This window comes from Streptomyces bambusae (assembly GCF_020532645.1).
GTDB classification, from domain to species: domain Bacteria; phylum Actinomycetota; class Actinomycetes; order Streptomycetales; family Streptomycetaceae; genus Streptomyces; species Streptomyces bambusae.
Window position 1 is genome coordinate 1 of sequence record NZ_JAJAUZ010000097.1, and the last position, 24,316, is coordinate 24,316.

At 73.7% G+C, this 24,316-nt stretch carries 16 protein-coding genes, 2 tRNA genes and 2 pseudogenes; 11 read left to right on the forward strand and 9 right to left on the reverse strand.

Translation table 11 applies throughout. From position 1 onward, the window contains the following. The 4 genes and pseudogenes from LG634_RS35555 to LG634_RS35570 form a co-directional block, all read left to right on the forward strand. Nucleotides 1-192 (forward strand): annotated as a pseudogene (locus tag LG634_RS35555) (VWA domain-containing protein); the annotation flags it as partial. A gap of 241 nt (nt 193-433) precedes the next feature. Next, a complete protein-coding gene (locus tag LG634_RS35560) occupies nt 434-2,704 on the forward strand; it encodes a DEAD/DEAH box helicase (protein WP_226740377.1) in 2,271 nt (756 codons plus the stop codon). 135 nt (nt 2,705-2,839) lie between these two features. Continuing rightward, nucleotides 2,840-4,405 (forward strand): FG-GAP-like repeat-containing protein, encoded by a 1,566-nt coding sequence (locus tag LG634_RS35565; RefSeq protein WP_226740379.1) that lies wholly within the window; start codon nt 2,840-2,842, stop codon nt 4,403-4,405. 91 nt (nt 4,406-4,496) lie between these two features. Beyond that, a tRNA-Lys gene (locus LG634_RS35570) sits at nt 4,497-4,569 on the forward strand. A gap of 76 nt (nt 4,570-4,645) precedes the next feature. Here the strand turns inward: LG634_RS35570 and LG634_RS35575 are convergent. Together LG634_RS35575 and LG634_RS35580 are read right to left on the reverse strand one after the other, a co-directional pair. Continuing rightward, nucleotides 4,646-5,005, reverse strand: a complete 360-nt coding sequence (locus tag LG634_RS35575; protein ID WP_226740382.1) for a DUF488 domain-containing protein — start codon at nt 5,003-5,005, stop codon at nt 4,646-4,648. Continuing rightward, entirely contained in the window at nt 5,002-5,595 is a 594-nt protein-coding gene (locus tag LG634_RS35580; RefSeq protein WP_226740384.1) for a TetR/AcrR family transcriptional regulator, read from the reverse strand. Before LG634_RS35580 ends, LG634_RS35575 begins: the two co-directional genes overlap by 4 nt. Nucleotides 5,596-5,687: 92 nt before the next feature. Here LG634_RS35580 and LG634_RS35585 point away from each other — a divergent pair, with 92 nt between their 5' ends. From LG634_RS35585 to LG634_RS35595, 3 genes are all read left to right on the forward strand, one after another. Beyond that, entirely contained in the window at nt 5,688-6,176 is a 489-nt protein-coding gene (locus LG634_RS35585; RefSeq protein ID WP_226740386.1) for an FBP domain-containing protein, read from the forward strand. 70 nt (nt 6,177-6,246) lie between these two features. Continuing rightward, nucleotides 6,247-6,320, forward strand: a tRNA-Met gene (locus LG634_RS35590). Between the two features lie 349 nt (nt 6,321-6,669). Further along, nucleotides 6,670-7,722 (forward strand): M23 family metallopeptidase, encoded by a 1,053-nt coding sequence (locus tag LG634_RS35595; protein WP_226740388.1) that lies wholly within the window; start codon nt 6,670-6,672, stop codon nt 7,720-7,722. An 82-nt stretch (nt 7,723-7,804) separates the two neighbouring features. On the opposite strand, the pseudogene LG634_RS35600 reads toward LG634_RS35595, so the two are convergent. From LG634_RS35600 to LG634_RS35615, 4 genes and pseudogenes are all read right to left on the reverse strand, one after another. Beyond that, nucleotides 7,805-8,656: pseudogene (locus LG634_RS35600) on the reverse strand (PrsW family intramembrane metalloprotease); the annotation flags it as partial. Between the two features lie 43 nt (nt 8,657-8,699). Then, entirely contained in the window at nt 8,700-9,485 is a 786-nt protein-coding gene (gene trmB / locus LG634_RS35605; protein WP_226740390.1) for a tRNA (guanosine(46)-N7)-methyltransferase TrmB, read from the reverse strand. A gap of 76 nt (nt 9,486-9,561) precedes the next feature. Next, nucleotides 9,562-10,749, reverse strand: coding sequence for an L-2-hydroxyglutarate dehydrogenase (gene lhgD, locus LG634_RS35610; protein WP_226740392.1), 1,188 nt, complete (start codon nt 10,747-10,749; stop codon nt 9,562-9,564). Between the two features lie 45 nt (nt 10,750-10,794). Continuing rightward, nucleotides 10,795-12,294, reverse strand: a complete 1,500-nt coding sequence (locus tag LG634_RS35615; RefSeq protein WP_226740394.1) for an NsdA family TPR-like regulatory protein — start codon at nt 12,292-12,294, stop codon at nt 10,795-10,797. A 594-nt stretch (nt 12,295-12,888) separates the two neighbouring features. Between LG634_RS35615 and LG634_RS35620 the strand changes: the two genes are divergently transcribed. Beyond that, nucleotides 12,889-15,054 carry an asparagine synthase-related protein gene (locus LG634_RS35620; protein WP_226740406.1) on the forward strand — a complete coding sequence of 722 codons (2,166 nt, stop codon included), beginning with the start codon at nt 12,889-12,891 and terminating at the stop codon, nt 15,052-15,054. A gap of 273 nt (nt 15,055-15,327) precedes the next feature. Here LG634_RS35620 and LG634_RS35625 read toward each other — a convergent pair whose 3' ends face one another. Continuing rightward, nucleotides 15,328-17,283 carry a sigma-70 family RNA polymerase sigma factor gene (locus LG634_RS35625; RefSeq protein ID WP_226740396.1) on the reverse strand — a complete coding sequence of 652 codons (1,956 nt, stop codon included), beginning with the start codon at nt 17,281-17,283 and terminating at the stop codon, nt 15,328-15,330. A 211-nt stretch (nt 17,284-17,494) separates the two neighbouring features. Then, nucleotides 17,495-18,244 (reverse strand): TetR/AcrR family transcriptional regulator, encoded by a 750-nt coding sequence (locus LG634_RS35630; protein ID WP_226740398.1) that lies wholly within the window; start codon nt 18,242-18,244, stop codon nt 17,495-17,497. A gap of 339 nt (nt 18,245-18,583) precedes the next feature. On the opposite strand from LG634_RS35630, the gene LG634_RS35635 reads away from it, so the two are divergent. Both LG634_RS35635 and LG634_RS35640 read left to right on the forward strand, forming a co-directional pair. Then, entirely contained in the window at nt 18,584-20,002 is a 1,419-nt protein-coding gene (locus tag LG634_RS35635) for an NAD(P)/FAD-dependent oxidoreductase (protein ID WP_226740400.1), read from the forward strand. Between the two features lie 154 nt (nt 20,003-20,156). Further along, nucleotides 20,157-21,887, forward strand: coding sequence for an ATP-binding SpoIIE family protein phosphatase (locus LG634_RS35640; protein ID WP_226740408.1), 1,731 nt, complete (start codon nt 20,157-20,159; stop codon nt 21,885-21,887). A gap of 131 nt (nt 21,888-22,018) precedes the next feature. On the opposite strand, the gene LG634_RS35645 is transcribed toward LG634_RS35640, so the two are convergent. Then, entirely contained in the window at nt 22,019-23,335 is a 1,317-nt protein-coding gene (locus tag LG634_RS35645; RefSeq protein WP_226740402.1) for an MFS transporter, read from the reverse strand. A 105-nt stretch (nt 23,336-23,440) separates the two neighbouring features. Here LG634_RS35645 and LG634_RS35650 point away from each other — a divergent pair, with 105 nt between their 5' ends. Continuing rightward, a complete protein-coding gene (locus LG634_RS35650; protein WP_226740404.1) occupies nt 23,441-23,983 on the forward strand; it encodes a MarR family winged helix-turn-helix transcriptional regulator in 543 nt (180 codons plus the stop codon). The last annotated feature ends 333 nt before the right edge of the window (nt 23,984-24,316 follow it).

The window sequence follows — 24,316 nt, forward strand, 5'->3', positions numbered from 1 at the left end:
GAGCCGACCCCGCCGGTCGATCCGCCGACCACCCCGCCGGTGGACCCGCCGACCACACCGCCGGCCACCGCCGAGCCCGAGCCGACCCAGGCGCCCGAGCCGCAGCCGCAGGCGGCCGGGCAGCGGCCCGCGGCGCCGGTGGCCGGCGGGGACCCGGCCGCGCCGGCATCACCGCAGGCAGGAGACGCGTAGCGGGTGATCGCCGGGGTCCGGACGGTGCAGTGCGGGCCGGATCACAGGCGATCGACTTGCCACGGTGGGGGGGAGGTGCGTATGGTTATAGATCGTTTGATCCCATTGCCCGGCGCCGAACCCGAAGAGCGCCGTGTGGCGCGTACTCTCCCTTGCCGTGACTGACCGCATTGAGGCGGTCGAATTTGCGATTCACGGAGTTTGGGCGCGTGCCGAGACTCCGGAAGGTTTTCGCATTCGCATGTCCATTTCCAGTTCTGACCGCTCCGTCATGCCCGAGAACGACTCGATCGACGCCGTCGACACCCTTGCGGTGGACGAAGCCATCGAGGCCTTCGAGGCCGACGTGACGAACGACCAGGCCGGCACCGACGCCTCCTTCGACGAGACCGACGAGGTCGACGAGGTCGAGGCCGACGAGCCCACCATCACCTTCGGCGACCTGGGCCTGCCCGAGGGCGTCGTGCGCAAGCTCGCGCAGAACGGTGTCACCACCCCGTTCCCGATCCAGGCCGCGACCATCCCGGACGCCCTGGCCGGCAAGGACATCCTCGGCCGCGGCCGCACCGGCTCCGGCAAGACCCTCTCCTTCGGTCTGCCGCTCCTGGCCACCCTGGCCGGCGGCTACACCGACAAGAAGAAGCCCCGCGGCGTCATCCTGACCCCGACCCGTGAGCTCGCGATGCAGGTCGCGGACGCCCTCCAGCCGTACGGCGACGTGCTCGGCCTGAAGATGAAGGTCGTCTGCGGCGGTACGTCGATGGGCAACCAGATCTACGCCCTGGAGCGCGGCGTCGACATCCTCGTCGCCACCCCGGGCCGCCTGCGCGACATCATCAACCGCGGCGCCTGCTCCCTGGAGCAGGTCAAGATCGCGGTCCTCGACGAGGCCGACCAGATGGCCGACCTGGGCTTCCTGCCCGAGGTCACCGAGCTCCTCGACCAGGTCCCGGCCGGCGGCCAGCGCCTGCTCTTCTCCGCCACCCTGGAGAACGAGATCGACAGCCTGGTCAAGCGCTACCTGGTGAACCCGGTCACGCACGAGGTCGACCCGTCGGCCGGCGCGGTCACCACCATGACCCACCACGTGCTGGTCGTGAAGCCGAAGGACAAGGCTCCGGTCACCGCCGCCATCGCCGCCCGCAAGGGCCGCACCATCATCTTCGTCCGCACCCAGCTGGGCGCCGACCGCGTCGCCGAGCAGCTGCGCGACTCCGGCGTGAAGGCGGACGCCCTGCACGGCGGCATGACCCAGGGCGCGCGCACCCGCACCCTGGCCGACTTCAAGGACGGTTACGTCAACGTCCTCGTCGCCACCGACGTCGCCGCCCGCGGCATCCACGTCGACGGCATCGACCTGGTCCTCAACGTGGACCCGGCCGGCGACCACAAGGACTACCTGCACCGCTCGGGCCGTACCGCCCGTGCCGGCCGCTCCGGTGTCGTGGTCTCCCTGGCCCTGCCGCACCAGCGCCGCCAGATCTTCCGTCTGATGGAGGACGCGGGCGTCGACGCCTCGCGCCACATCGTCGGCGGTGCCGGTGCCTTCGACCCCGAGGTCGCCGAGATCACCGGCGCCCGGTCGCTGACCGAGGTGCAGGCGGACTCCGCGAACAACGCCGCCAAGCAGGCCGAGCGCGAGGTCGCCGAGCTGACCAAGCAGCTGGAGCGCGTCCAGCGCCGTGCCGTCGAGCTGCGCGAGGAGGCCGAGCGCCTGGTCGCCCGCGCCGCCCGCGAGCGCGGTGAGGACCCGGAGGCCGCCGTCGCCGAGGCGACCGAGGCCGCCGAGGCCGAGGTCGCGGCGGAGCTCGCGGCCGCGCCGGCCGTCGAGGAGCGCACCGAGCGCTTCGAGCGCCGCGACGAGCGGGGCAACTACGAGCGCCGCGACAACCGTGGTGGCGGTTTCGACCGTGACCGTGGTGGCGACCGTGGCGGCTTCCGCCGTGACGACCGTCGTGACGACAACCGCGGCGGCTTCAACCGGGACCGCGACAACCGTGGTGGCGGTTTCGACCGTGACCGTGGTGGCGACCGTGGCGGCTTCCGCCGTGACGACAACCGCGGCGGCTTCAACCGCGACCGCGACAACAACCGCGGCGGCGGCTTCGACCGTGACCGTGGTGGCGACCGTGGCGGCTTCCGCCGTGACGACCGTCGTGACGACAACCGCGGCGGCTTCAACCGGGACCGCGACAACAACCGCGGCGGCGGCTTCAACCGCGACCGCGACAACCGTGGCGGCTTCGACCGTGACAACCGCGGCGGCGACCGTGGCGGCTTCCGTCGCGACGACCGTGGTGGTGACCGCGGCTTCGAGCGCCGTGACCACCGTGGCGCCGGCGACCGCCCGTTCAACCGCGACCGCCGCGACGACCGCCCCACCGGCGGCTTCCGCTCCGGTGGCGGCGACCGCCCGTACGGCCGTCGTGACGACCACCGCCCGTCGTCCTCCGGCTCCTCCGGTTCCTTCGGCCGCCGCGACGACAAGCCGCGCTGGAAGCGCAACGGCTGACCCGTCCTGACGGTCTGACAGCGTGATCCGAGCCCCCCTGGCATCCGATGCCAGGGGGGCTCGGTGCGTGTCCGGACGGCCTGTCACACTGGGCCGATCAGCCGATCATGTGTCTTACACGGGGGAAACCAGACCATGACCACATTGCGCAAGTTCGCCCGCCTGGGCGTGAGTTCGGCCGCGGCCGGAGCCGTGCTGGCGGGCCTGCTGGCCGGTGCCGCGGCGCCCGCGCAGGCGGCGGAGCCGGCCGTGCCGGGTTGGGTCGTACCGCTCGGGTTCTCGGACGAGGCCGATGGGACCGTGAAGAACTGCACCGGAATCGAGCTCGGGGCCTGGCGGGCCATCACCGCGCCCGACTGCTTCACGGGATCGGACGGCGAGAACGACTTCGCCTGGCACTACGACCCGAAGACCGGCCAGTACAACTGGGGGACCAGCGGCCCCCGGTACCGGGTGCACCCGCAGTACGACCGGTCCTCAGGGCGGGCCGGGGTGGCCGTCGCCCACACCATGGAAGAGAAGGCCAGGGCGGGGCGGCCGGTGCTGGCCACGGCGGCCGACGGGTCCCTGTACGCGCCCGGGACCAAGGCCCTGCTCGCCTCGTGGACCTTCACCGACCGGGGCCGGCAGGCCCGCCGCCACACCGAGCAGCAGGTGCTGAAGTCCGCCGCGGACTGCGCGACGCTGCTGGGCCGGGCGCTGCCCGCCGGCACGCTGTGCGCCGTACCGGCCCCGGGGACGCCGGAGGTGCCCGCCGAGGAGCGCTGTGCGGGTGACGCGGGCGGTGCCTTGATCGCCGGCGGGAAGCTGATCGGCGTGTCCGCGACCCGGGTCGGGGAGTGCGCCGAGCGGAACGTCCGGCTGTACACGAGCGTGCGCACCCACGGGGCGCGCTACGCAGAGTGGGGCCGGGACATGGAGACCGGCATGGAGACCGGCGTCAGCGGCTCGGTGGTGGCCCAGCAGGTGGGGCGCGGGAGCACGATGGTCGACGTGCCCGCCTTCGACGGGCAGGGCAAGCTCCGCGAGCGCCCCGACGGCAGCGGCCGCTACATCCAGTTCGACAAGCTGTTCCCGTACCTGACCCAGCTGGGTGACGCCAACGGCGACGGAGCGGGCGACATGCTGGGGCGCACCGCGGACGGCCGGCTGTACCGGCTGACCCCGTCCGCGGAGAAGAGCGTCCTGGACCGCGACACGCCGAAGACCCTGATCGGTACCCGCTTCGACGTGTACAGCAGGCTGGTGGCCGCCCGGGACCTCTCCGGGGACGGGTACGGCGACCTGCTCGGCCGCGACAAGGCGGGCGTGCTGTGGCTGCACCGCGGGACCGCCGACGGGAAGCTGGCCGCGCGGACCCGGATCGGCGCGGGCTGGAACGCGTACGGGGTGATCACGGGGCGCGGTGACCTGTCCGGGGACGGGATCTCCGACCTGGTGGCCCGGGACGGCGCCGGCGTGCTGTGGCTGTACCGGGGCAACGGCAAGGGCGGCTTCGCGCCGCGCACCAGGGTGGGCGCGGGCTGGAACGGCTTCAACTCCGTGGTGGCGAGCGGTGACATGGACGGTGACGGGCGGCAGGACCTGATCGCCCGGACGCCGGCGGGTGCGGTGTACCTGTACGACGCCGACCACCGGGGCGGATTCACCCGGAAGCTGGTTCTTGCGAGCGGCTGGAAGGGCTTCACCTCCCTGTCCTGACGCCTGACGGGCGACACCCGCGGGGCCGGTCCGGCGATACTCGATCGGCTGACCGGCCCCGGCGGGCTATGCTCTGGGGTGAGCATGCCGAGGGCCATTAGCTCAATTGGCAGAGCAGTGGACTTTTAATCCATTGGTTGTCGGTTCGAGTCCGACATGGCCTACGTGCACGGGAGCGCCCCGACCTGGTTGAAGAACCAGGTCGGGGCGCTTTTGCGTTGCGGGGGCGGCCGTGGTCGCTCAGGCGCCGAGGTGTGGGAGGAGGGCCTGTACGTGGCTGTGCTCCGGGTCCTTGACGGCGGTCAGGAGGGTGACGGGGGCCGGGCCGGCGGCGAGGGCGCGCAGTTCGTCGAGGGCCCGCGCGGCCTCGGGGGCGGCCAGTTCGGTGTCGTAGCGGGCGCGGAACTCCTCGTACGTGCCCTGCCCGTCGTGGTACCAGCGGCGGAGTTCGTTTGACGGGGTGAGGGCCTTGGGCCAGGAGTCGATCAGCGCGGCGTCTTTGGACAGGCCGCGCGGCCAGAGGCGGTCGACGAGGACACGGGTGCCGTCCGCCGCCTCCGGGGGGTCGTAGACGCGGCGGACGCGGATACGGGAGGTCATGGGGACAGGGTGGCGGACGGCGGGGCGGGGGGCCACCGGGTGAGGAGGGCGTGCAGGGCCTCGATCATGCGGGCCCAGGAGGCGTCGAGGTCGCGCGGGGCGCCGAAGCCGCCGGCGGCCTCCAGGGCGGCGAAGCCGTGCAGGGTGCTGCGGAGCAGGCGGACGGCGTCGGTCCGGTCCGGTTCGGCGAGGTCGTAGCCGAGGAAGAGGGCGTACGTGAGCTCGACGAGCCGGCGGTGGCCGGGGGAGGCCTCCAGGGTTTCGGCGGGCAGGGCGAGTTGGGTGGCGGCGTAGCGGCCGGGGTGGTGCACGGCGAACGTGCGGTAGGCCTGCGCGAAGGCGGCCAGGGCCTCGTGGCCGGAGCGGCCGGCCAGGGCGGTGTTGATCCGGTCGGCGAAGGCGGCAGCGGAGGCGGTGGCGAGGCGGCTGCGCAGGTCCGAGAGGCCGCGCACGTGGGCGTACAGGCTGGCGTCCTTGACGCCGAAGCCGCGGGCGACGGCCGAGACGGTGACCTGGTCCAGGCCGATCTCGTCGGCCAGCTCGGCGGCGGCCTCGACCACCCGCTCGGGGGTGAGTCCGGCTCGGGGCATGTCCCGGGTCCTTCCTTCCGTGATCGGCATCCGCGGTGCGAAGACTGTTAATGAATTGCCTAGGAGTCCTAGGAAAGATTAGCGTGCGGAGCATGAAGGCACTGACGGAGAAGGACATCAGGAGCTCGTTCGTGAACTGCTCCAAGGGTGAGGCGCAGCGGCTGCCGGTGCCGCGCGACCTGGCGGAGCGCCCCTGGGAGGACCTCGACTTCCTCGGGTGGCGGGACCTGTCCGCCCCCGACCGCAGCTATCTCGTCGTGGAGCACGAGGGCGGGCTCGCCGGGATCGCCCTGCGGTTCCCGACCGTCCGGCGCGGGGCGCTGTACCGGAGCATGTGCTCGCTGTGCCTGACCACGCACCCCGGCGGCGGCGTCTCCCTGATGACCGCCCGCAGGCGGGGCCGGGAGGGGCGGGACGGGAACTCGGTGGGTCTGTACGTGTGCACCGACCTGTGCTGCCCGCTGTACGTGCGCGGGAAGAAGCAGCCGGAGGCCGGTCTGCGGATCGAGGAGTCGCTGACGGTGGCGGAGCAGGTGGCGCGCATGCGGGCGAACCTGGCCGGCTTCATCACCTCCCTCTGAGGCGTGCGGGGCCCGGGGGGAAACCGTGGCGACGAGCACCTCTCGGATGGCGTAGGATGGTGTTTACCGACGCGGGGTGGAGCAGCTCGGTAGCTCGCTGGGCTCATAACCCAGAGGTCGCAGGTTCAAATCCTGTCCCCGCTACTCAGTGCGAAGGCCCGGATCCGTGAAGCGGATCCGGGCCTTCGTCGTTTCCGCGCGTTGCCGCGCCTCCCCGTATGAGGTCGCCGCGTGTGCGCGCCGTCACACATCGTCATCGAAGTGCCGCTTCCGGCTGTGTGGATGACGTGGCGTCAGTTCCCTTGTGTGGCTGGAGTTATGCGCAACTGGCCGGAAAATCGACCCGGTTGATGGTGGCTTGTCCGTAAAAGCGCAGGCCAGAGCCGGTCGGAGCGTGGCCGATACACGCGAAGGAACAGTCGCAACGGCTTGGAATCACTCCCTTCCTTCTATTACCGTTCGATAACGCAGCGCGAAGGAAAGGAGCGCCCCCGTGGCGTCCAACAGCCCTGCCCCCGAAGCCCCCGAGGCGTTCGACGGCGCCAACGCCGGTGCGTGGGGCGAGTGGAACCCGACCGAGGACTCCGTCCGGCCGTCCCGCGGCCGGCACCGCGTCGCCAAGCAGCGCGGCGGTCTCGCCCGCAGCTCCACGGTGCTCGGCGTCGGTGTCATCGCGGCCGTCGGAGCCGGCGGCATCGCCACCGCTCAGGACCGCCCGCAGGTCTCCATATCCATACCCTCGCTGTTCGTCGAAGGACCGGGCGCCGACCGGCAGGACGTGCTCCAGGACGGCGAGTTCGAGCACGTGTCGCCCCAGGACGCCGGACCGCTGACCACGGCCGGGCTCACCGCTGAGCAGGCGGAGTCGGGCGCCACGGCCGGCGAGGCGCTGCGCAACCGGATCCTCCAGCAGGCCGAGTCCCAGTCGGAGGCGGCCGCGGCCCAGGCCAAGGAAGCGGCGGCGAAGGCGGCCGAGGAGGCCGCCGCCAAGGAGGCCGCGAAGGCCCGGGAGGACGCCCGCAAGGCCGCCGAGGAGGCGGCGAAGGCAGCCGCCGAGGCCAAGGCCGCCGCTGCCGCGAAGGCCGAGGAGGAAGCCCGCCAGGCCCTCCGGGAGCGCCCGCAGGAGCAGGCCAAGCCCGGTTCCGTTACCGGCAGCTGGGCGCTCCCCACCTCCTCGTACACGCTCACCTCGCACTACGGCGACGCCGGCTCCATGTGGTCCTCCGGCCACCACACCGGCCTCGACTTCGCCGCCCCCACCGGCACCCCGGTGAAGGCCGTCGGCGCGGGCAAGGTCATCTCGGCCGGCTGGTCCGGGGCGTACGGCTACCGGATCGTGTTCCGGCTGAACGACGGTACGGAGATCTGGTACTGCCACCTCTCCTCGATGTCCGTGACCTCCGGCGCGGTGTCCACCGGAGAGACCATCGGCCGGGTCGGCGCGACCGGCAACGTCACGGGCGCCCACCTGCACCTGGAGGTCCGCTCGGGCGGAGCGACGCAGGATCCGCTGGCGTGGCTGCGGGGCAAGGGCCTGAGCGTCTGAGCCCGGCCGTCCCGTCCGCCTCTTCCGCCTCTTCCAGCTCTTCCGGCTCGTCTGGGCAGTCGGGACGGTCCGGCCCGGCCGCCCGCCGGGCGCGTACGGCGAGCCAGGTGAGCAGGGTGAACACCGGGACCATCACCGTCCCGTAGACCAGGTGGAAGCCGTGTTCCCCCAGCTCGGAGGAGCTGTTCCACAGGGCGTGGGCGGCCATCGCGCACGCGAGGCCCAGCAGGGGGAACGCGCAGCGGCCGCGGCCGCTGCGCGCTGCGGCCGCCCAGCCGAAACCGATCCCGGTGAGCACCGTGAACAGCGGATGCGCGAACGGCGACATCACGATCCGCACGAAGAACGTCGCGGCGGTGAGCGAGTCGGGCACCCCGGCGGGAAACGGCAGCCCGCTGTCCATGTCCTCCCCGAAGGCGCTCCCGAGATACAGGATGTTCTCGGTGAACGCGAAGCCGGTCGCGGTGAACCCGGCGACGGCCAGCCCGTCCGTGAACCCGTTGCCCGGCCGGCCGCGCCGGAACAGGTGGATCAGCAACAGCGCCGCCGCCTTGGCGCACTCCTCCACCACCGGGGCGATGGCGATCGAGCCCAACTGGTCGGCGTCGTACGGGTCGGTGGTGGCCGCAGCTATCCAGCGGGTCGCGACGCTGTTGGCCACTATGGCGATCAGCGCCGCCGCGCAGGCGCCCCACGCGAAGCAGAACAGCAGCTGGGGCCAGGTGCGGGCGGCAGGGCCCAGCCAGCGGAAGACCGCCATCAGCGCGGGCACCGGCAGCACCGCGAGCCCGAGCCCCACCAGGAAGCCCGGGGTGCCGGTCTGCTCCCGCACCATCCCGAGGATCAGTACGCCGGCGGCCGCGAGCACACAGACCGGCACCAGGGTGCGGATCCGGGCCGGGACGCGCGCATCACGAGGGAACACCCGAAACACGCCACGACCGTAGTGGCCGTGGCGTGTTCCGGAGCCGGGCTTTTCAGTTCTGCGTACGCAGGAACAGCAGGTCGTGTACGAGGTGCCCCTTGTCCAGGCCCTGGCCCTCGAACCGGGTCAGCGGCCGGAACTCGGGCCGCGGCGCGAACCCGCCGTCGGCCTGGCTGTTCTCGAAGTCCGGGTGCGCACTGAGGACTTCGAGCATCTGCTCGGCGTACGGCTCCCAGTCGGTCGCGCAGTGCAGCAGGGCGCCGGGTGCGAGGCGGGTGGCGGCGAGGGAGAGGAACTCGGGCTGGATCAGGCGGCGCTTGTGGTGGCGCTTCTTGGGCCACGGGTCCGGGAAGTACACGCGGAGGCCGGCCAGCGAGGCGGGCGGCAGCATCTCGCGGAGCAGGATGATCGCGTCGCCGTTGGCCACCCGGATGTTGTCGAGCCCGTTGCGCTCGGCGAGGGCGAGCAGGTTGCCCTGGCCGGGGGTGTGCACGTCGGCGGCGAGGATGCCGGTGTCCGGGTCGTCGGCGGCCATCTGGGCGGTGGCCTCGCCCATGCCGAAGCCGATCTCCAGGACCACCGGGCGGCCGTCGAAGAGCTTGCCGAGGTCGAGGACGTCGTGCCCGTCGATGTCCAGACCCCACGTCCCCCACAGGCGGCGGAGGGCGTCCTCCTGGCTCGTGGTCACCCGGCTGCGCCGCGGCTGGAAGCTGCGGATGCGGCGCTCGTGGTGGGAGCCGGCGGGGTCGGGGGCGGGGCCGTCGGGGAAGCGGGGCTCCGTGCGCCAGCGGGGGGCGGTGTGGGAGCCGTCGGGGTTCGGGTTCAGGGACTCAGACACAGTGCGTCCGATTCTACGTTCCGCCGCCCCCACCGGCCCGGCGGCCGCTGCGCGGGCAGGGGAAAGCCCCGCAGGGTCAGGCTTCGAGGGCGGACAGGGCGCGGCGGGCGATTTCGCGCCCGATGGGGAGGGAGGCGGTGGCGGCCGGCGACGGGGCGTTCAGGACGTGGACCGTGCGTGGGGCCTCGCGGATGAGGAAGTCGTCGACGAGCGTGCCGTCCCGCAGGACCGCCTGGGCGCGGACGCCCGAGGCGATCGGACGGAGGTCGTCCGGGGTCACGGCCGGCAGCAGCCGCCGCACCGCCTCGGTGAAGGCGCGCCGCGACAGCGACCGGTGGATCTCCCCCGCCCCGTACCGCCAGTGCCGCCCGGCCACCCGCCACACCCCGGGCCATCCCGCCTGCCCGGCCAGGTCCCGCAGCCGCACGGTCCCCCACCCGTACCCCTCGCGCGCCAGCGCCGGCACCGCGTTCGGCCCGACGTGCACCGACCCGTCCACGCCCCGCGTCAGATGCACGCCGAGGAACGGGAACTCCGGATCCGGCACCGGATAGACCAGCCCCCGCACCAGTTCCGGCCGGACCAGCTCGTGGTACTCACCCCGGAACGGCATGATCCGCATCCCCGGGTCGTCGCCCGCCAGCCGGGCCACCCGGTCGCAGTGCAGTCCGGCGCAGTTCACCAGCGCCCGCGCCCGCACCACCAGCCCGGACGCCGTCCGCACGGCCACCCCGGTCGCGCGCCGCGAGATCAGGTCCACCTCGGCCCCGTAGACGATCTCCGCACCGGACGCGTCCGCCAGCCGTGCGGCGACCTGCCGGTAGTCGGCGATCCCGGTGGTGCCCACGTGGATCGCCGCGATCCCGGTGACCTCCGGCTCGTACTCCGCGATCTGCGCCGGCCCCAGCTCCCGCACCGGGATGCCGTTCTCCCGGCCGCGCTGCACCAGCGCGTGCAGCCGCGGCAGCTCGGACCGCCCGGTCGCCACGATCAGCTTCCCGGTCACCTCGTGCGGCACGTCGTGCTTCGCGCAGAAGTCGACCATCTCGGCCGCGCCCCGGACCGCGTACCGCGCCTTGAGGGATCCCGGCCGGTAGTAGATCCCGCTGTGGATCACCCCGCTGTTGCGGCCCGTCTGGTGCCGGGCGGGGCCGGTCTCCTTCTCCAGCACCACCACGCGCGTCCCCGGAGCCCGGCGGGACAGGGCGTACGCGGTCGACAGGCCCACGATGCCGCCGCCGATCACCACTACGTCGCAGTCCATGCCACCTCCCGCCCCCGAGTCTGCACCCAGGCACCGACAACGGGGTCAGGCGGGGGTCACCAGCAGGGGTCGGGCGCGTTCCCGCAGCTCGGCCACGCGCGGCTCGTCGCCGTACGGCTCCAGCCGGTGCAGGAGGTCGCGTACGTACTCGGTGGTGCGGGCGGAGGAGATCCGGCCGGCCACCTCGACCGCGCGGGTGCCCTGTGCGCAGGCCGCGTCGAGGTTGCCGGACTCCAGCTCGGCGACCGCGCTCACGACGAGCCGCAGGCCGTGCGAGCGTACGTACTCCTCGGTCGGCCGGGACAGCGCCTGCTCGGTGAACCGGCGCACCTGGCGCGGGAGTTTGAGGTCCCGGTAGCACTCGGCTGCGTCCGCGGCGAACCGGTCGTACGAGTAGAAGCCGAGCCAGCTCGGGTCGTTGTCGCCCTCGCGGGACCGCTCCAGCCAGCTTTCGGCGGCGCGCAGGGCGGCGCCGGCGGCCTGGGAGTCGCCGGCCTTGGCGTGCGCGCGGGCCTCGACGAGCCGGAAGAAGCTCATGGTGCGGGCGGTGGCGAGGCCGCGGTTGCGTTCGACGGCGGCCTGGGCGAGGTCGACGCCCTCGTCGGGGAAGTCGCGGTAGGTGGCCTGGAGGGACATGGAGGCCAGCACGTAGCCGCCGAGCGGGACGTCGGCGGCGGCCCGGGCCAGGCGCAGGGCCTGGATGTAGTAGCGCTGCGCGGCCTCCTGCTGGCCGGTGTCGAAGGCCATCCAGCCGGCGAGCCGGGTGAGTTCGGCGGTGGCGCCGAACAGGGCGCGGCCCACTTCGTCGGAGTACGAGGCGAGCAGCAGGGGTGCGGCGTCGACGCGCAGGCATTCGGGGACCATCGACGAACGCCAGTCGCCGCCGCCGTACTTGGAGTCCCAGCGGCGGGCGTCCTCGGCGGCCTCGCGGAGCTTGGCGACGTCGCTGTGGCCGACGCGGAGGCCGCCGGTGTCGAGGGGCGGTTCGGGGGCCGCCGGCGGGCCGGTGGTTCCGGGCGGCCGGGCCGGGCCGCCGGGTGCGGCGGTGCCGGCGGGCCGTAACGGGGCGGCCTCGCGGGCGACCGAGCTGTCGGCGGGCGATATCAGCCACCGCGAGGCGGGGGTCGCGTACGCCGCCACGGAGAAGGAGCCGGCCAGGGACTGCCAGATCCCGCCGCCGCCGCGCCGGCCGGCGAGGTCGAGCCGGTAGAGGTCGGTCGCGGAGCGGACCGCGCCCTCCACGTCGCGGGGGAAGCCGAGGCCGACCTCGGGGGCCGGGTCGGCGTCCGCGAGCCCGATCTCGTGCAGCGGTACCGGGCGCCCCAGCTTGGCGCCGATGGCCGCGGCGATCAGGTGCGGGGCGGCGCCCTGCGGGACCATGCCCTTGGAGACCCAGCGGGCCACCGAGGTCTTGTCGTAGCGCAGGGTGAGTCCGCGCTGGGCGCCGAGGTCGTTGACCCGCCGGGCGAGGCCGGCATTGCTGATACCCGCGAGGGCGAGGACGGTGCCGAGCTTCTCGTTCGGCTCGCGGAGCTCCCTGGACATGCGCCACCCCTCGTCACGCGGAACGCAGCACGCAGCGGTACGGATTGAAACAGCAGTACGACGGTGGAACGGCGGTGCGGAACACATACGGCCGCCGGGCATAGGCGCCCGGCATTCGTAAACCCAGCGTAGTTCGCCGCATCCCAAGCGTTAAGGGGCAGGGTTTTGGATGGCGGGATTGTGGTCCGTGGCCGTGCCGGTGGCCGGGGCGCGTCCGTGCCCGCGTGCTCCGCCCGTGTGGCCGTGCGCCTGCGCGTGCGCTCTGGCCGGAGCCTTGCGGGCGGCGATTCGATGGGTGGTGCGTGGGTCGGCCCGCTGCATGGTTCCGGTGGGCCGGGGGACGCCGCCGCCTCAATCCCCGCGGGTGGCGGCCCGGTTCGGGAGGCGGGCCGCGCCTCCCGGGCCGCGCCCCCGTGCGCGCCGTGGGGCGCCGGAAAGAATGGCTGGATCCGGACGGTGCTGTCCGGGTGGCGGAACGCCAAATACCGCATCAGCAGGGCGCGTTCGTTTGCATGTGCGCCCCCCTTCACCCCTCTCGCACGCCTGTCTCGTGGCAGCATGGTCCACGACTTGTCCACAGCTGTGGAGGCGGCGATGCGGTGGTTGGTGGGCTGGAGCAGTATCGCCGCAAGCTTCGGCACGGCCGGCCGGCTCGCCGACCGGGCCGCACAGGCGGCGCACGCGGCGCACGGCGGGATCCACGGCGGCCTCGCCGACGTCCCCGGCCCCGGTGAGCCGCCCGAGGACGCCGCCCGGACCGTCCACCCCGTCGGCGCCCAGCTGCTCTGGGGCGACCCCGACCCGCTGTGGGCGGTCGGCGACTGGCGACCCGACGAGATCCGCACCGTCACCGCCGACCCGGCCGACCCCTTCACCCGCCTCGCCGTCCTGGGCTGCTGCGGGGCCGGCGACACCGAACTCCGCCGCGGCCTGCACGCCGCCCGCGGCGGGGCGCTGCGCCACCTCACCCAATGGCCCGGCAGCTACACCGCCGTCGTCCAGGTCGGCCGCCGGATCACCGTCGTCGGCGACCTGGCCGGCGCCCGGCCCGTCTTCTACACCCCCTGGGCCAACGGCACCGCGTACGCCACCGCCGCCCTGCCGCTCGCCGACCTCATCGAGGCGCAGCTCGACATCGGCCACCTGGCCGCGCTGCTGGCCTGCCCGGACAGCCCCGAAGCCCTCGGCGACGGCACCCCGTACGCCGGGGTCCGGCGGATCCCGCCCGGCCATGCGCTGATCCTGCGCGAGGGGTCCCGTGAGATCACCGGGTACGAGCCGCTGGCCTCCCTCGCGGTGGCCGCGCCCCAGCTCGACGCCGACCGTGCGGTGGAGGGCGTACGGGAGGCACTCGTGGACGCCGTGCGCGCCCGGCTCACCGCCCCCCGGCATGCGCCCGACAGTCTCGCGTACGACCCCGGACCCGTGCCCGGCATGGGGCCGGCCGAGCGGCGGGCGGCCCGCGGGGCGCCCGCGCCGGGGATCGGCGCGGACCTGTCCGGCGGCAGTGCGTCGGCGACCCTCGCGCTGCTCGCCGCCGGGCTGCCGGGCGTGCCGGGGACGCTGCTCGGGCACGGGGCGGGCGCCGGGGAGCGGCTGCTCGCCGTCACCTTCAACGACCTCACCGGGCCGCAGGGCCGCGAGGCCGAGCTGGAGCGGGCCCGGGTCATCGCCGCCAATCCGCGGCTGCACCACGTCGTCGTCGCGGCCGCCGAGGAGGCGCTGCCGTACGTGGACCTGGCCGGGCCGCTGACCGACGAGCCGGGGCCCGCACTGGTGGTCGCGGCCCGGCACCGGCGGCGGCTGTCGGCGGGCAGCGCGGACCACTTCGTCGGGCACGGGGCCCGGCAGGTGCTGGACGCGCATCCGGCGCGGCTGGCGGACCTGCTGCTGGACCGGCGGCGCCGGCACCTGGTGCGGCCGGTGGCCGCGCTGGCCCGGTCGGAGCCGCAGTCGGTGCTGGTGCCGTTCACCGTGTACCTCGCGGCCCGGCGGCTCTCCCGGACCTCGTACATGACGGGGATCCGGGAGGCGGCGGAGCGGCTGCGGCAGCCGGTGCCGGACGGGATGGACAGCGGGCCGGTCGGGGCTTCGCTGGCCGCACTGACCTGGTCGCGGCCGGGGCCGGCGGCACGCTGGCTGACCGGGGAGGCGCTGGCGGAAGTATCGATCCGCTTGGAGGCGGCGGCGGGGCGGCCGCCGCTGTCCCTGCGGCCGGGGGAGGCGCGGGCGCGGGCCGCGCTGGCCCGGCACGCGGCGGACCACCGGGTGTTCGAGCAGGCGGTCGAGGTCCGCAGCCAGCGGCTGCACGCGCCGTTCCTCGACAACCAGGTGGTACGGGCCGCCCGTGCGCTGCCGGAGTCGCTGCGGGTGCAGCCGGGGGCGCGGGCGGCGGTGCTGCGCAGCGTGCTGTCGGCGACGGGGGTGCGGGAGCTGCCGGACGGGTGGGGGGCGACGCACCAGAGCGAGCCGGCGGGGGCGGTGCTGGCCGGGCTGCGGGTCGCCCTCGACGACCTCCTCGACCTGTTCGCGGCGCCGCTGCTGGCGGATGCGGGGCTGATCGAGGCGCACGTGGTCCGCCAGGCGCTGGTCGATGCGGCCGAGGGGCACCCCGTGCCGCTCGACGGCATCGCCGAGCTGGTCTCCACCGAGCTCTGGCTCCGGCGCCTGCTCACCCGCCGGGGCACCTGCTGGACGGGCACCTCCACCCCCCGCCGCCGAGCCGTCCCCACGGGCATCCCCCACCGCCCGGCCCTGTAACGGGGCCCCGCCCCGGACCCCGCGCCTCGAGCTCCCCAGCCCCAGGTGCTCCCCCGGCACGGCTCGATTCGCCCCGGGGCATCCAGCCGTACGGCGGGGCCGGATTTCCTCCCGTAGGCGAAGACCGGGCGGGGGAAAATCCAGCCTGTCCGGCGTTTGAGGACCGGGGATGTGGGGGCGGAGCCCCTGCCGGTGGGACATGGCTCGGCGGTCCGACCCGGCGCGGGAAGACAGCCCGTCCGGCGTTTGAGGACGGCAGGGCCCGGTCACGGCCTAGCGGCAAGTGAGGGCGGCGTCGGCCCAGTCGGCCAGCAGGAGCCGGGACAGCGCACCCTCGCGCTCCACGACCAGCCGCACGGTCCGCCGGCCCCCGAGATCGACGGAGAACGGAACACCCGCATCACCCGGCGCAAGCGCCGGCGACCGCCACACCCGCACTCCATCCGCATGGACGGAGAACCGCAACGAACCCCCCGCCGCCCGGGACATGTCGTCGACACCGACCACCGCCGAGAACCCCGTACACGGCCGGTTGAGGTCGATGACGACCGCCGCCCGCGCGTACATCGTCAGCCCCTGCCGGTACGGCCGGTCCGCGATCACCATCCCCCACCGCTGCCAGGCCCAACTGCCCAGCGCCCCCCGCAGCTCCGGTGCACGGTGGTCGCCGGACATCGAGTGCCCCAGCTCGGCGAGCGCATACGTCCGCACCACCCGCGACGGCGACGGCGAAGGCGACGGACTCGGCTTGGGCACCGGTACCTTCGGCTTCGGCGTCCGCGGCGGCCGCACTGCCGGCGAAGACACCGCCGGCCGCGACGGCACCGCCGGCGGCGCGCTCGCCACCGCCGAAGCCCGCGGCCGCGGCGCAGCCGAACGGGCCGGGGGCCGCACCACCGGCACGGCCGGCCGCACCGAAGGCGGCGCGGACGACGGCGGAGCCGGGGGCAGAACCGGCGCCGGCTCCTCCGGCAGCACCGCCGCCGCACTCGGCGCCGGCCGGGCCGCCGGAGCCTCCTGGTCGTCACCGACGAACGCGAACACCACGCCCGCCGCCGTGGCCACCGCCAGCCCCGCCGCGATCGCCGCCTTGGCCGGCAGCCCCAGCCCCTCGGACACGGCCGCACCCCCGGCCGCACCGGACGCCGTACCCCCGGCCCCGGCGGTCGCCCCGGCGGTCGCCCCGGCCGTGGAACCGGACGTCGCCGCAGCAGCGCCCGCCCCGCCCGCGGCCACCGCACCCCCGGCCACGACCCCGGCCGCCTTGACGGCGTACCCGGCGGCGAACCAGCCGATGACGGCGACCGGCAGCAGCGCCGGGATGCCCGCGTTGACCTCCTTCAGTTCACCGGCTGCCAGCCGGCACTTCGCACACTCCTCCAGGTGCTTGCGCAGCCCCCGCTCGGCCCGCATCCGCAGTCCGCCCCGGGCGTACGCCCCCAGCCGGTCTGCGTAGTGCGCACAGTCCCCGCCCGCCACCAGCGCCTGGCTGACGTGCGCCTGGAGGTACGCCTGCTTGAGCCCCTCGCGCGCCCGCCCGGCCAGCGCGGCCGTCGCGTTCGCGGTCAGCCCGAACAGCGGGGCGATCGCGCTCGGCGAGGAGTCCTCGACCGTCGTGTGCCACAGCACCGCCTGCCAGCGCTCCGGCAGGCTCCGGAACGCCTGCATGGCGAGGGTCTGTTCGGCGTCCTCCATCGCCCGGACGTCGGCACCCCGTTCGAGCGTGCCGGTACCGGCCGCCGCACCCGCCTCCGCACCGCGGGCCGCCTGCTCGGCGAAGACCGCGAAGTCCTCGACGAGTTCCTCGCGGCGCGCGGTCTTCGTCCAGGCCGCGGCCACCCGCCGCACGGTGGTGAGCAGGTACGCGCGCACCGCCTGGTCGGGCCCGGCCCCGCCGCGCACGGCCTGGAGGGTACGGGCGAACACCTCGGCCGTCAGGTCGTCGGCGGTGTGCCCGTCCCGGCAGCAGGTCCGCGCGTACCGGCGCACCGCATCGGAGTGCCGGCGGAAGAGTTCCTCGTACGCGCCGTCGTCGCCGCCGCGCATCAGGAGGATCAGGTCACCGTCGGAGGGCGGGAGTTCCGCGGTCGTCGCGCCGCTGCCGAAGTCCCGCTGGGCCGGCACGACCGGACCGCCGTCACCGTGGGAACCGTCCGCGTCCACGACCGGACCGGTCGCGCTCTCGCCGCCCGCAGCACCGGGTGCCCCGTCCCGCCCGTCAACGCTCATCGAGGAAGCCCCCGTACGACATCTGCAGACCCGTACACCGGGAAAGAGTGTCATAGAGGGCACGCCGGACGTACCCCTCTGCGCGCTATCCACTCATCCGGGCAGGATCCGGCGAAACGCCGTACGGCCCTTCACCCGTTCGAGCGCACGAACGGGTGAAGGGCGCGTCATGCCCGGTACCGAAGGCGGCGGACCGCCGTACGCCCGCTGCTCAGCGGGAGCGCAGACCCTCGAGCAGGATGTCCAGCAGCCGCGACGAGGCCGCCGCCTGCTGCGCCGGGTCCGGCAGCGCCGGCGCCGCCGTGGCGATCACCAGCAGCACATCGGCGACCGTCACGTCCGTCCGCAGCTCACCCGCGGCCCGCGCCCGGTCCACCAGCCGGCCCACGACCTCCAGCAGCGCACCCGCACCAGCGTCGTCCGCCTCGTCCGTACGGCCGGCGCCCCGCAGCTCCGCGTCGGTCTCCTCCGGAGCCGACTGGCGCTGCTGCGGCACACGCGCGTCCGCGGCCTCGTCCTCGGCAGCCGCCTCGTCCGCCGCACCGACCCGCAGCACCTGCGGCGGCAGCAGCCGCCCGGCGCCGGAGGCCACGGAGGTCCGCAGGAAGCGCGACAGCGCCTGCCACGGCTCCTCCTCCTGTCCGAGGGCGGCCCGCGCCTGCTCGGTCAGCCGGGCGGTCTCCTCCTCGGCGATCCGGCGGACCAGGACGTCCTTGCTCGGGAAGCGGCGGTACACGGTGCCGACGCCCACGCGCGCCCGACGGGCCACGTCCTCCATCGGCGCCCCGTACCCGAGCTCGCCGAACACCTCGCGCGCAGCACGGAGCACGTGCTCCAGGTTGCGCTGCGCGTCCACGCGCAGCGGGGTGGAGCGGCCTATGCCCGCGCCACCTGCGATCACACGGCTGTGCCCTTCGGTCGAGAGCGTCGTCGCAGACCCATGGAAATCGGAAATGTTCATATGTATCCCCCGGTAATCTTCATGTCTCCCCCCGGAGACATCCCCGCTAGTCGCCGGAGGGCCAAGGTCAGCTGAGCCCAGGCCGACACACCCGGCGGACTACGAACATAGTTGAGCCAGAGTCAATTCAGAAGAGGCAGCTCCGTATGGACCGCCGCCCGATCGGAGCATTCGCCCCCACTTTTCCGGTCAGGGCACCCGGAATCACCCCGTCCGCACCGTCTGACCTGCACAACTTCCCCCCGTTCCAGGCTCCGCCAAGACCCCCGCCAGGGGCGGCCTTCGGTCACACAATCTGTCGGGCCTGTGGACAAAGTCCCGGCCACGTTGCGTCATGGGATGGTGAAGGCTGCTGACTCCCGGGGAACAGCCCCCGGCACCTCGCCCCGCACGCGCATCCTCGTGGTGGGCGGCGGCTATGTCGGGATGTACACCGCTCTGCGCCTGCAGCGCTGTCTCAGAGCGGACGAAGCCGAGGTCACGGTCGTGACCCCAGAGCCGTACATGACGTACCAGCCGTTCCTCCCGGAAGCCGCGGCCGGTTCGATCTCCCCCCGGCACGTCGTCGTCCCGCTGCGCCGGGTCCTCGGCAAATGCCGGATCGTCATCGGCGAGGCCCGCAGCATCGACCACGCCAAACGGACCGCCACCGTCACCACCCTCGCCACCGAGGAAGAGGGCGCCGGCCCGGTCCACATCGAGTACGACGAACTCGTCCTCGCCCCCGGCTCGGTCTCCCGCACCCTGCCGGTCCCCGGACTCGCCGACTACGCCATCGGCTTCAAGACCGTGGAAGAGGCCATCGGCCTGCGCAACCACGTCATCGAGCAGATGGACATCGCCTCCTCCACCCGCGACCCGCAGGTCCGCGACGCCGCCCTCACCTTCGTGTTCGTCGGCGGCGGCTACGCGGGCGTCGAAGCCCTCGCCGAACTCGAGGACATGGCCCGCTACGCCGCGCGGTACTACCACAACATCAAGGCCGAGGACATGAAGTGGGTCCTCGTCGAGGCCAGCGACCGGATCCTGCCCGAAGTCGGCCCCGAGATGGGCCAGTACACCGTTCGCGAGCTGCGCAACCGCCGCATCGACGTCCGGCTCGGCACCCGCCTGGAGTCCTGCGCCGACCGGGTCGCCGTCCTCAGCGACGGCTCCCGCTTCCCCACCCGCACCGTCGTGTGGACCGCAGGCGTCAAACCGCACCCGCTGCTCGCCGCCACCGACCTGCCCCGCAACGAACGCGGCCGCCTCGTCTGCACCGCCCACCTCACCGTCGACGGCACCGAACACGCCTGGGCCGCCGGCGACGCCGCCGCCGTCCCCGACCTCACCGCCGGCGAACCCGGCCGCGAATGCGCCCCCAACGCCCAGCACGCCGTCCGCCAGGCCAAGATCCTCGCCGAGAACCTCGTCGCCTCCCTGCACGGCGAACCCCTCCGCGAGTACTCCCACAAGTACGCCGGCTCGGTCGCCTCCCTCGGGCTCCACAAGGGCGTCGCCCACGTCTACGGCCGCAAGCTCAAGGGCTACCCGGCCTGGCTGATGCACCGCACCTACCACCTCAGCCGGGTCCCCACCTTCAACAGGAAAATGCGGGTGCTCGCCGAATGGACCCTGGCGGGACTTTTCAAACGCGAGATCGTCTCCCTCGGCTCACTCGAACACCCCAGGGCAGAGTTCGAAATGGCGGCCGGCGGCGGGCCCAAGCAGCCCCCCGGGAAGCCGCCCGCGCCGCCCGCCGGAGGCTCCGCGGGCTGACGTTGTCAGTGCGGTCGGCCACACTGGACGTGTGACCATAGGTGCGCTGACACCTGCACAGAGTGACACCGCCCGGCAGCAGTCCCCCCTCGGCTCCGCCCAGGGCCTGCCGGCGACACAGCGACCACGAGCGACACCACGAGGCTTGAACGCAGTGAACTTCACGCGCTGGAGCGCCCGGTTTCCCGGAACGCAGCGCCGCGCCGCAGCCCGGTCCGAACACGCCGCCGCCCGGGCCAAGCGCGGCGAGGGCTCCGTCCCCGCGGCCCGCGGCGAGCACACCGACCCCGCCGCGCCGGCCGATCCCACCGTCGCCGGCACCGGCACCACCGACGGCGCGGCCGCCGCCACCCCCGGCAGCGCCCTCGTCGCCGTCCCCTCCCTCGACGAACTGTCCGTGCGCGAGGTGCTGGGCCGGCTGCCCGCCCTCGTCGCCGTCGTCCACGGCCCCCTGCACCACCTCGCGTACGTGAACGAGGCGTACACCGCCGGCTTCGGCCACCGCACCCTCGGCGCGCCCGCCCACGAGGCGCTCCCCGAGTTCGGCGACCTCGGCCTGCTCCCGCTCCTCGACCAGGTGCTGCGCAGCGGGAAGCCCCGTACGGTCAAGAACCGGACCGCGCCCGACGGCAGCTCCTACACGGTCACCTGCACGCCCGTCACCGGCATCGGCAACACCGCCGACCCCAAGGGATCAGGCGTCCTCGTCCACCTCGCCGACGTCACCGACCACGCCGAGGCCCTCGACCGGCTGCGGTCCGCCGAGCGCCGGCAGCGCGAAGCGGCCGTCACCCTCCAGCGCTCGCTGCTCCCGCAGGAACTGGAGGAGCCCGACGACCTGCGGATCGCCGCCACCTACCACCCGGGCGGCACCGAGGCCGCGGTCGGCGGCGACTGGTACGACGTGATCACCCTCGGCGCCGGCCGCACCGCCCTCGTCATCGGGGACGTCATGGGCCGCGGGGTGCGGGCCGCCGCGGTCATGGGACAGCTGCGCACCGCGGTACGCGCGTACGCCCGGCTGGACCTGCCGCCGCACGAGGTGCTCCAGCTGCTCGACGGGCTCGCCGCCGAGATCGACGCCAGCCAGATCGCCACCTGCGTGTACGCGGTCCACGACCCGAACGAGGGGCGGCTCGTCTACGCCTCGGCCGGGCACCTGCCGATCCTGGTCCGCGACGAGGGCGGCACGGTCCGCCGTGCCGACGGGGCCACCGGCCCGCCGCTGGGCACCGGCGGCTGGCTGCACTCCTCGGGCACCATCCCGCTCGGCCCCGGCTCCACCGCCGTCCTCTATACGGACGGCCTGGTGGAGCGGCGCGGCGAGGACATCGACGAGGGCGTGGCCGCCCTGGAGCGGGCCCTGTCGGGGGCGAAGGGCACCCCGCAGGTGATCTGCGACCGGCTGATGCGGGCACTGGGGGTGGGCGCGGACCACGACGACGACGTGGCGGTGCTCGTGCTCCAGCACCCGAGCCGCAGCGGCCCGGACGCGGAGCTGTTCCACAACGCGGCCTTGGAGCTGCTCGGCGGCATCGAGGCGGCGCCGCGGGCCCGGGCCTTCGCTCAGGGGGTGCTCGCCTCGTGGCGGTTCCCGATGGAGCTGTGCGACCTGGGCGTGCTGGCCGCCAGCGAGCTGGTGGCGAACTCGCTCCAGCACGGCACCCCGCCGATGCGGCTGCGGCTGCGGCGCACCGACCGAAGGCTGATCATCGAGGTCACGGACGGGGACGACCACCTGCCGCGGCGGCGCCGGGCGGAGCCTGCGGACGAGGCGGGACGCGGCATCTCGATCATCGCGACGATCGCCTCGTCGTGGGGTTCGCGCCGGACCCCGGGCGGCGGCAAGGCGGTGTGGTGCGAGTTCGCCCTGCCGGAGGCCTGAGGCCCGGCGCGTGAACCGGAGCGCACTCCGCGAGGGAGGGGGAGTGCGGAGCGGCGCTCCGGGCTTGCGCGCGCCGGGGGGTGCGCGCGCAAGGTCTGCGGGCGGCCGGTGCGACCGCCGTCATCGGGTGGTTACGCGGCCACCCGCTCGGCGGGGGCGGCCTGCGGGGCCTGCTCCGGCGCGGTCCTCGCGGCCGGGGTGACCCGGACCGGGGTGGCCAGGGACGGGTTGTCCTGGGCCGGGGTGAGCTGCCGGCCGAGCCGCAGCGCGAGCACTGCGATGCCGAGCGAGACCACCACGAACACCGCGATGTAGACCGTCGGCAGCCCGGCGCCGACCGGCACGCCCAGCGGGCCGAGTGCCAGCGCCATCTGCTTGACCAGGGCGAACGCCGAGTTGTACTGGCCGACGGAGCCCTCGGGGGCGAGGTCGGCCACCAGCGGCGCCACGGTCGGCGCGAGCATGGCCTCGCCGATGCCGAACAGCGCGTACGTGGTGACGAACGCGGTGGCGGCCATCGCGGTGGAGCCGTGGCCCAGGCCGGAGAACCCGGCGATGACCCACGCGGCCGTCCAGATCAGACCGACCAGGGCGATGACCCGGGTCCGGCGCCGCTTCTCGACGAGCTTCAGCACGACGAACTGGGCGAGCACGATGGCTCCGGTGTTGGCGGCCAGCGCGAAGCCGAGGGTGGACGGGGAGATCCCGGCGGCCTCGGTGCCGTACGCGGCCAGACCCGACTCGAACTGTCCGTAGCAGGCGAAGAAGAGGACGAAGCCCAGCACGCACAGCTGCACCATCGCCTTGTGCCGCAGCAGCCGGCGCCAGCCGCCGTCCGCCTGCGCCGCGTCCTTGGGACGGGCCTCGCGGATGGCGGGCGCCTGCGGCATCCGCACCCCGGCGATCACCGCGGCGAGGACGAGGAACATGACGGCTTCGATGCCGAAGAGCAGGGTGAAGCTGCCGGGCCGGCTCTCGTCGACGATCTGGCCGCCGATCAGGCCGCCGATGCCGAGGCCCAGGTTCTGCATGAAGAACTGGAGGGCGAAGGAGCGGGTCCGGGTCTCCGGGGTGGAGCACCACACGATCATCGTGGCGAGCGCGGGCTGCATGGCCGCCTGGCCGGCGCCGAGCGCCAGGGCCGACAGCAGGATGGGTGCCGGGCTGCCGGCGAGGCCGAGGGCGAGCGCGCCGAGGGCGGCGACCACGGCTGCGGCGATGACCACGGGGACCGGGCCGCGGCGGTCGATCGCCCGGCCGGTGAAGGGCAGGGCGACCAGCGCGCCGAGCGCGAAGGCGATGAACGCAGCCGTCGCCGTCGCGGCGCCCAGGTCACGCACCTGCGCCACGTAGATGTAGAGGAACGGAACCGTGAACCCGATGCCGAACGCGGTCAGCGCGTTGCCCGCCTGGATCCGCCGCATCGCGACGCCCATCACCTTGGTCACTTCTCACCTGCCCTTAGATCCGAAGACTTCAACCCTAAAATTCGAAGCTTAAGAGTACACATCGAAGTACTTAGACGCCAACCGGGGCGTGCCATACTTCGCGCCATGGGTGACACCCCCGACACAGCGGGCATCGACGGCGTGAGTGAGCCGAGCCTCGACGAGCAGATCGCCGTCTACCAGCGCGAATTCCAGGACCTCGACCCCCAGGTCGAGAAGGTGGTGTCGGCCCTCAGCCGGCTGAACCGCCGCATGAACGTCGCCTACGGGCGCCAGACCGCGGCCCTGGGGATCAGCAACGCGGAGTGGGAGGTCCTCAAGGCCCTCGTCATCTCCGGGGCGCCGTACCGGATGGGTCCGAGCGAGCTGGCGAAGCAGCTCGGCCTGACGCCGGCCGCGATGACCCACCGGATCGACCGCATGACGGCCGAGGGGCTCGTCACCCGGGAGCGGGACGAGAACAACCGGGTCCGAGTGATCGTCGAGCTGACCGCCGAGGGCCGCAGCAAGTGGCTCGACGCGATGCGCGCGGCGACGGTCTTCGAGGAGGAACTCCTCCAGGACCTCTCCGCGGGAGAGCGCGGCGCCCTCGGCGACATGCTGACCCGACTGCTGGACCGAGTGGAAGACCTGCAGGCGCGGGGCTGACACCCGGGTGGACTCAGGTTGACCCGGGGTTGACACGGACCTTGCGGATCCGTAAGGTTCTTCGAGTTGTCACGGGCCGGAACGGTTCTGCGACAGCGATCCCGCCGCTTCATCGCGGCACACCTACTCAGCACGACCTCCCAGCGGGAGTGAATTCGGCGTGCCCGAATTCATTAACGAGGCTCGATTATGAGCCGCCCGGGAAGTCCGCTAGAGTTCAGGTGTCGGAAGGGCCCAACAGCCCCGAAGAAAAAGCCCGCTGACTGGGAGTCAGGCCCGAAAGGATCTGATAGAGTCGGAAACGCCGGAAGGGAAAGCGCGAAAGCGCCGGAC

Bases quoted from the DNA above. Each gene is read 5' to 3' on its own strand.
- LG634_RS35560 (WP_226740377.1), top strand. From the start codon at position 434: ATGTCCATTTCCAGTTCTGACCGCTCCGTCATGCCCGAGAACGACTCG.
- LG634_RS35565 (WP_226740379.1), top strand. From the start codon at position 2,840: ATGACCACATTGCGCAAGTTCGCCCGCCTGGGCGTGAGTTCGGCCGCG.
- LG634_RS35575 (WP_226740382.1), bottom strand. From the start codon at position 5,005: ATGACCTCCCGTATCCGCGTCCGCCGCGTCTACGACCCCCCGGAGGCG.
- LG634_RS35580 (WP_226740384.1), bottom strand. From the start codon at position 5,595: ATGCCCCGAGCCGGACTCACCCCCGAGCGGGTGGTCGAGGCCGCCGCC.
- LG634_RS35585 (WP_226740386.1), top strand. From the start codon at position 5,688: ATGAAGGCACTGACGGAGAAGGACATCAGGAGCTCGTTCGTGAACTGC.
- lhgD (WP_226740392.1), bottom strand. From the start codon at position 10,749: ATGGACTGCGACGTAGTGGTGATCGGCGGCGGCATCGTGGGCCTGTCG.
- LG634_RS35615 (WP_226740394.1), bottom strand. From the start codon at position 12,294: ATGTCCAGGGAGCTCCGCGAGCCGAACGAGAAGCTCGGCACCGTCCTC.
- LG634_RS35620 (WP_226740406.1), top strand. From the start codon at position 12,889: ATGCGGTGGTTGGTGGGCTGGAGCAGTATCGCCGCAAGCTTCGGCACG.
- LG634_RS35625 (WP_226740396.1), bottom strand. From the start codon at position 17,283: ATGAGCGTTGACGGGCGGGACGGGGCACCCGGTGCTGCGGGCGGCGAG.
- LG634_RS35630 (WP_226740398.1), bottom strand. From the start codon at position 18,244: ATGAACATTTCCGATTTCCATGGGTCTGCGACGACGCTCTCGACCGAA.
- LG634_RS35635 (WP_226740400.1), top strand. From the start codon at position 18,584: ATGGTGAAGGCTGCTGACTCCCGGGGAACAGCCCCCGGCACCTCGCCC.
- LG634_RS35650 (WP_226740404.1), top strand. From the start codon at position 23,441: ATGGGTGACACCCCCGACACAGCGGGCATCGACGGCGTGAGTGAGCCG.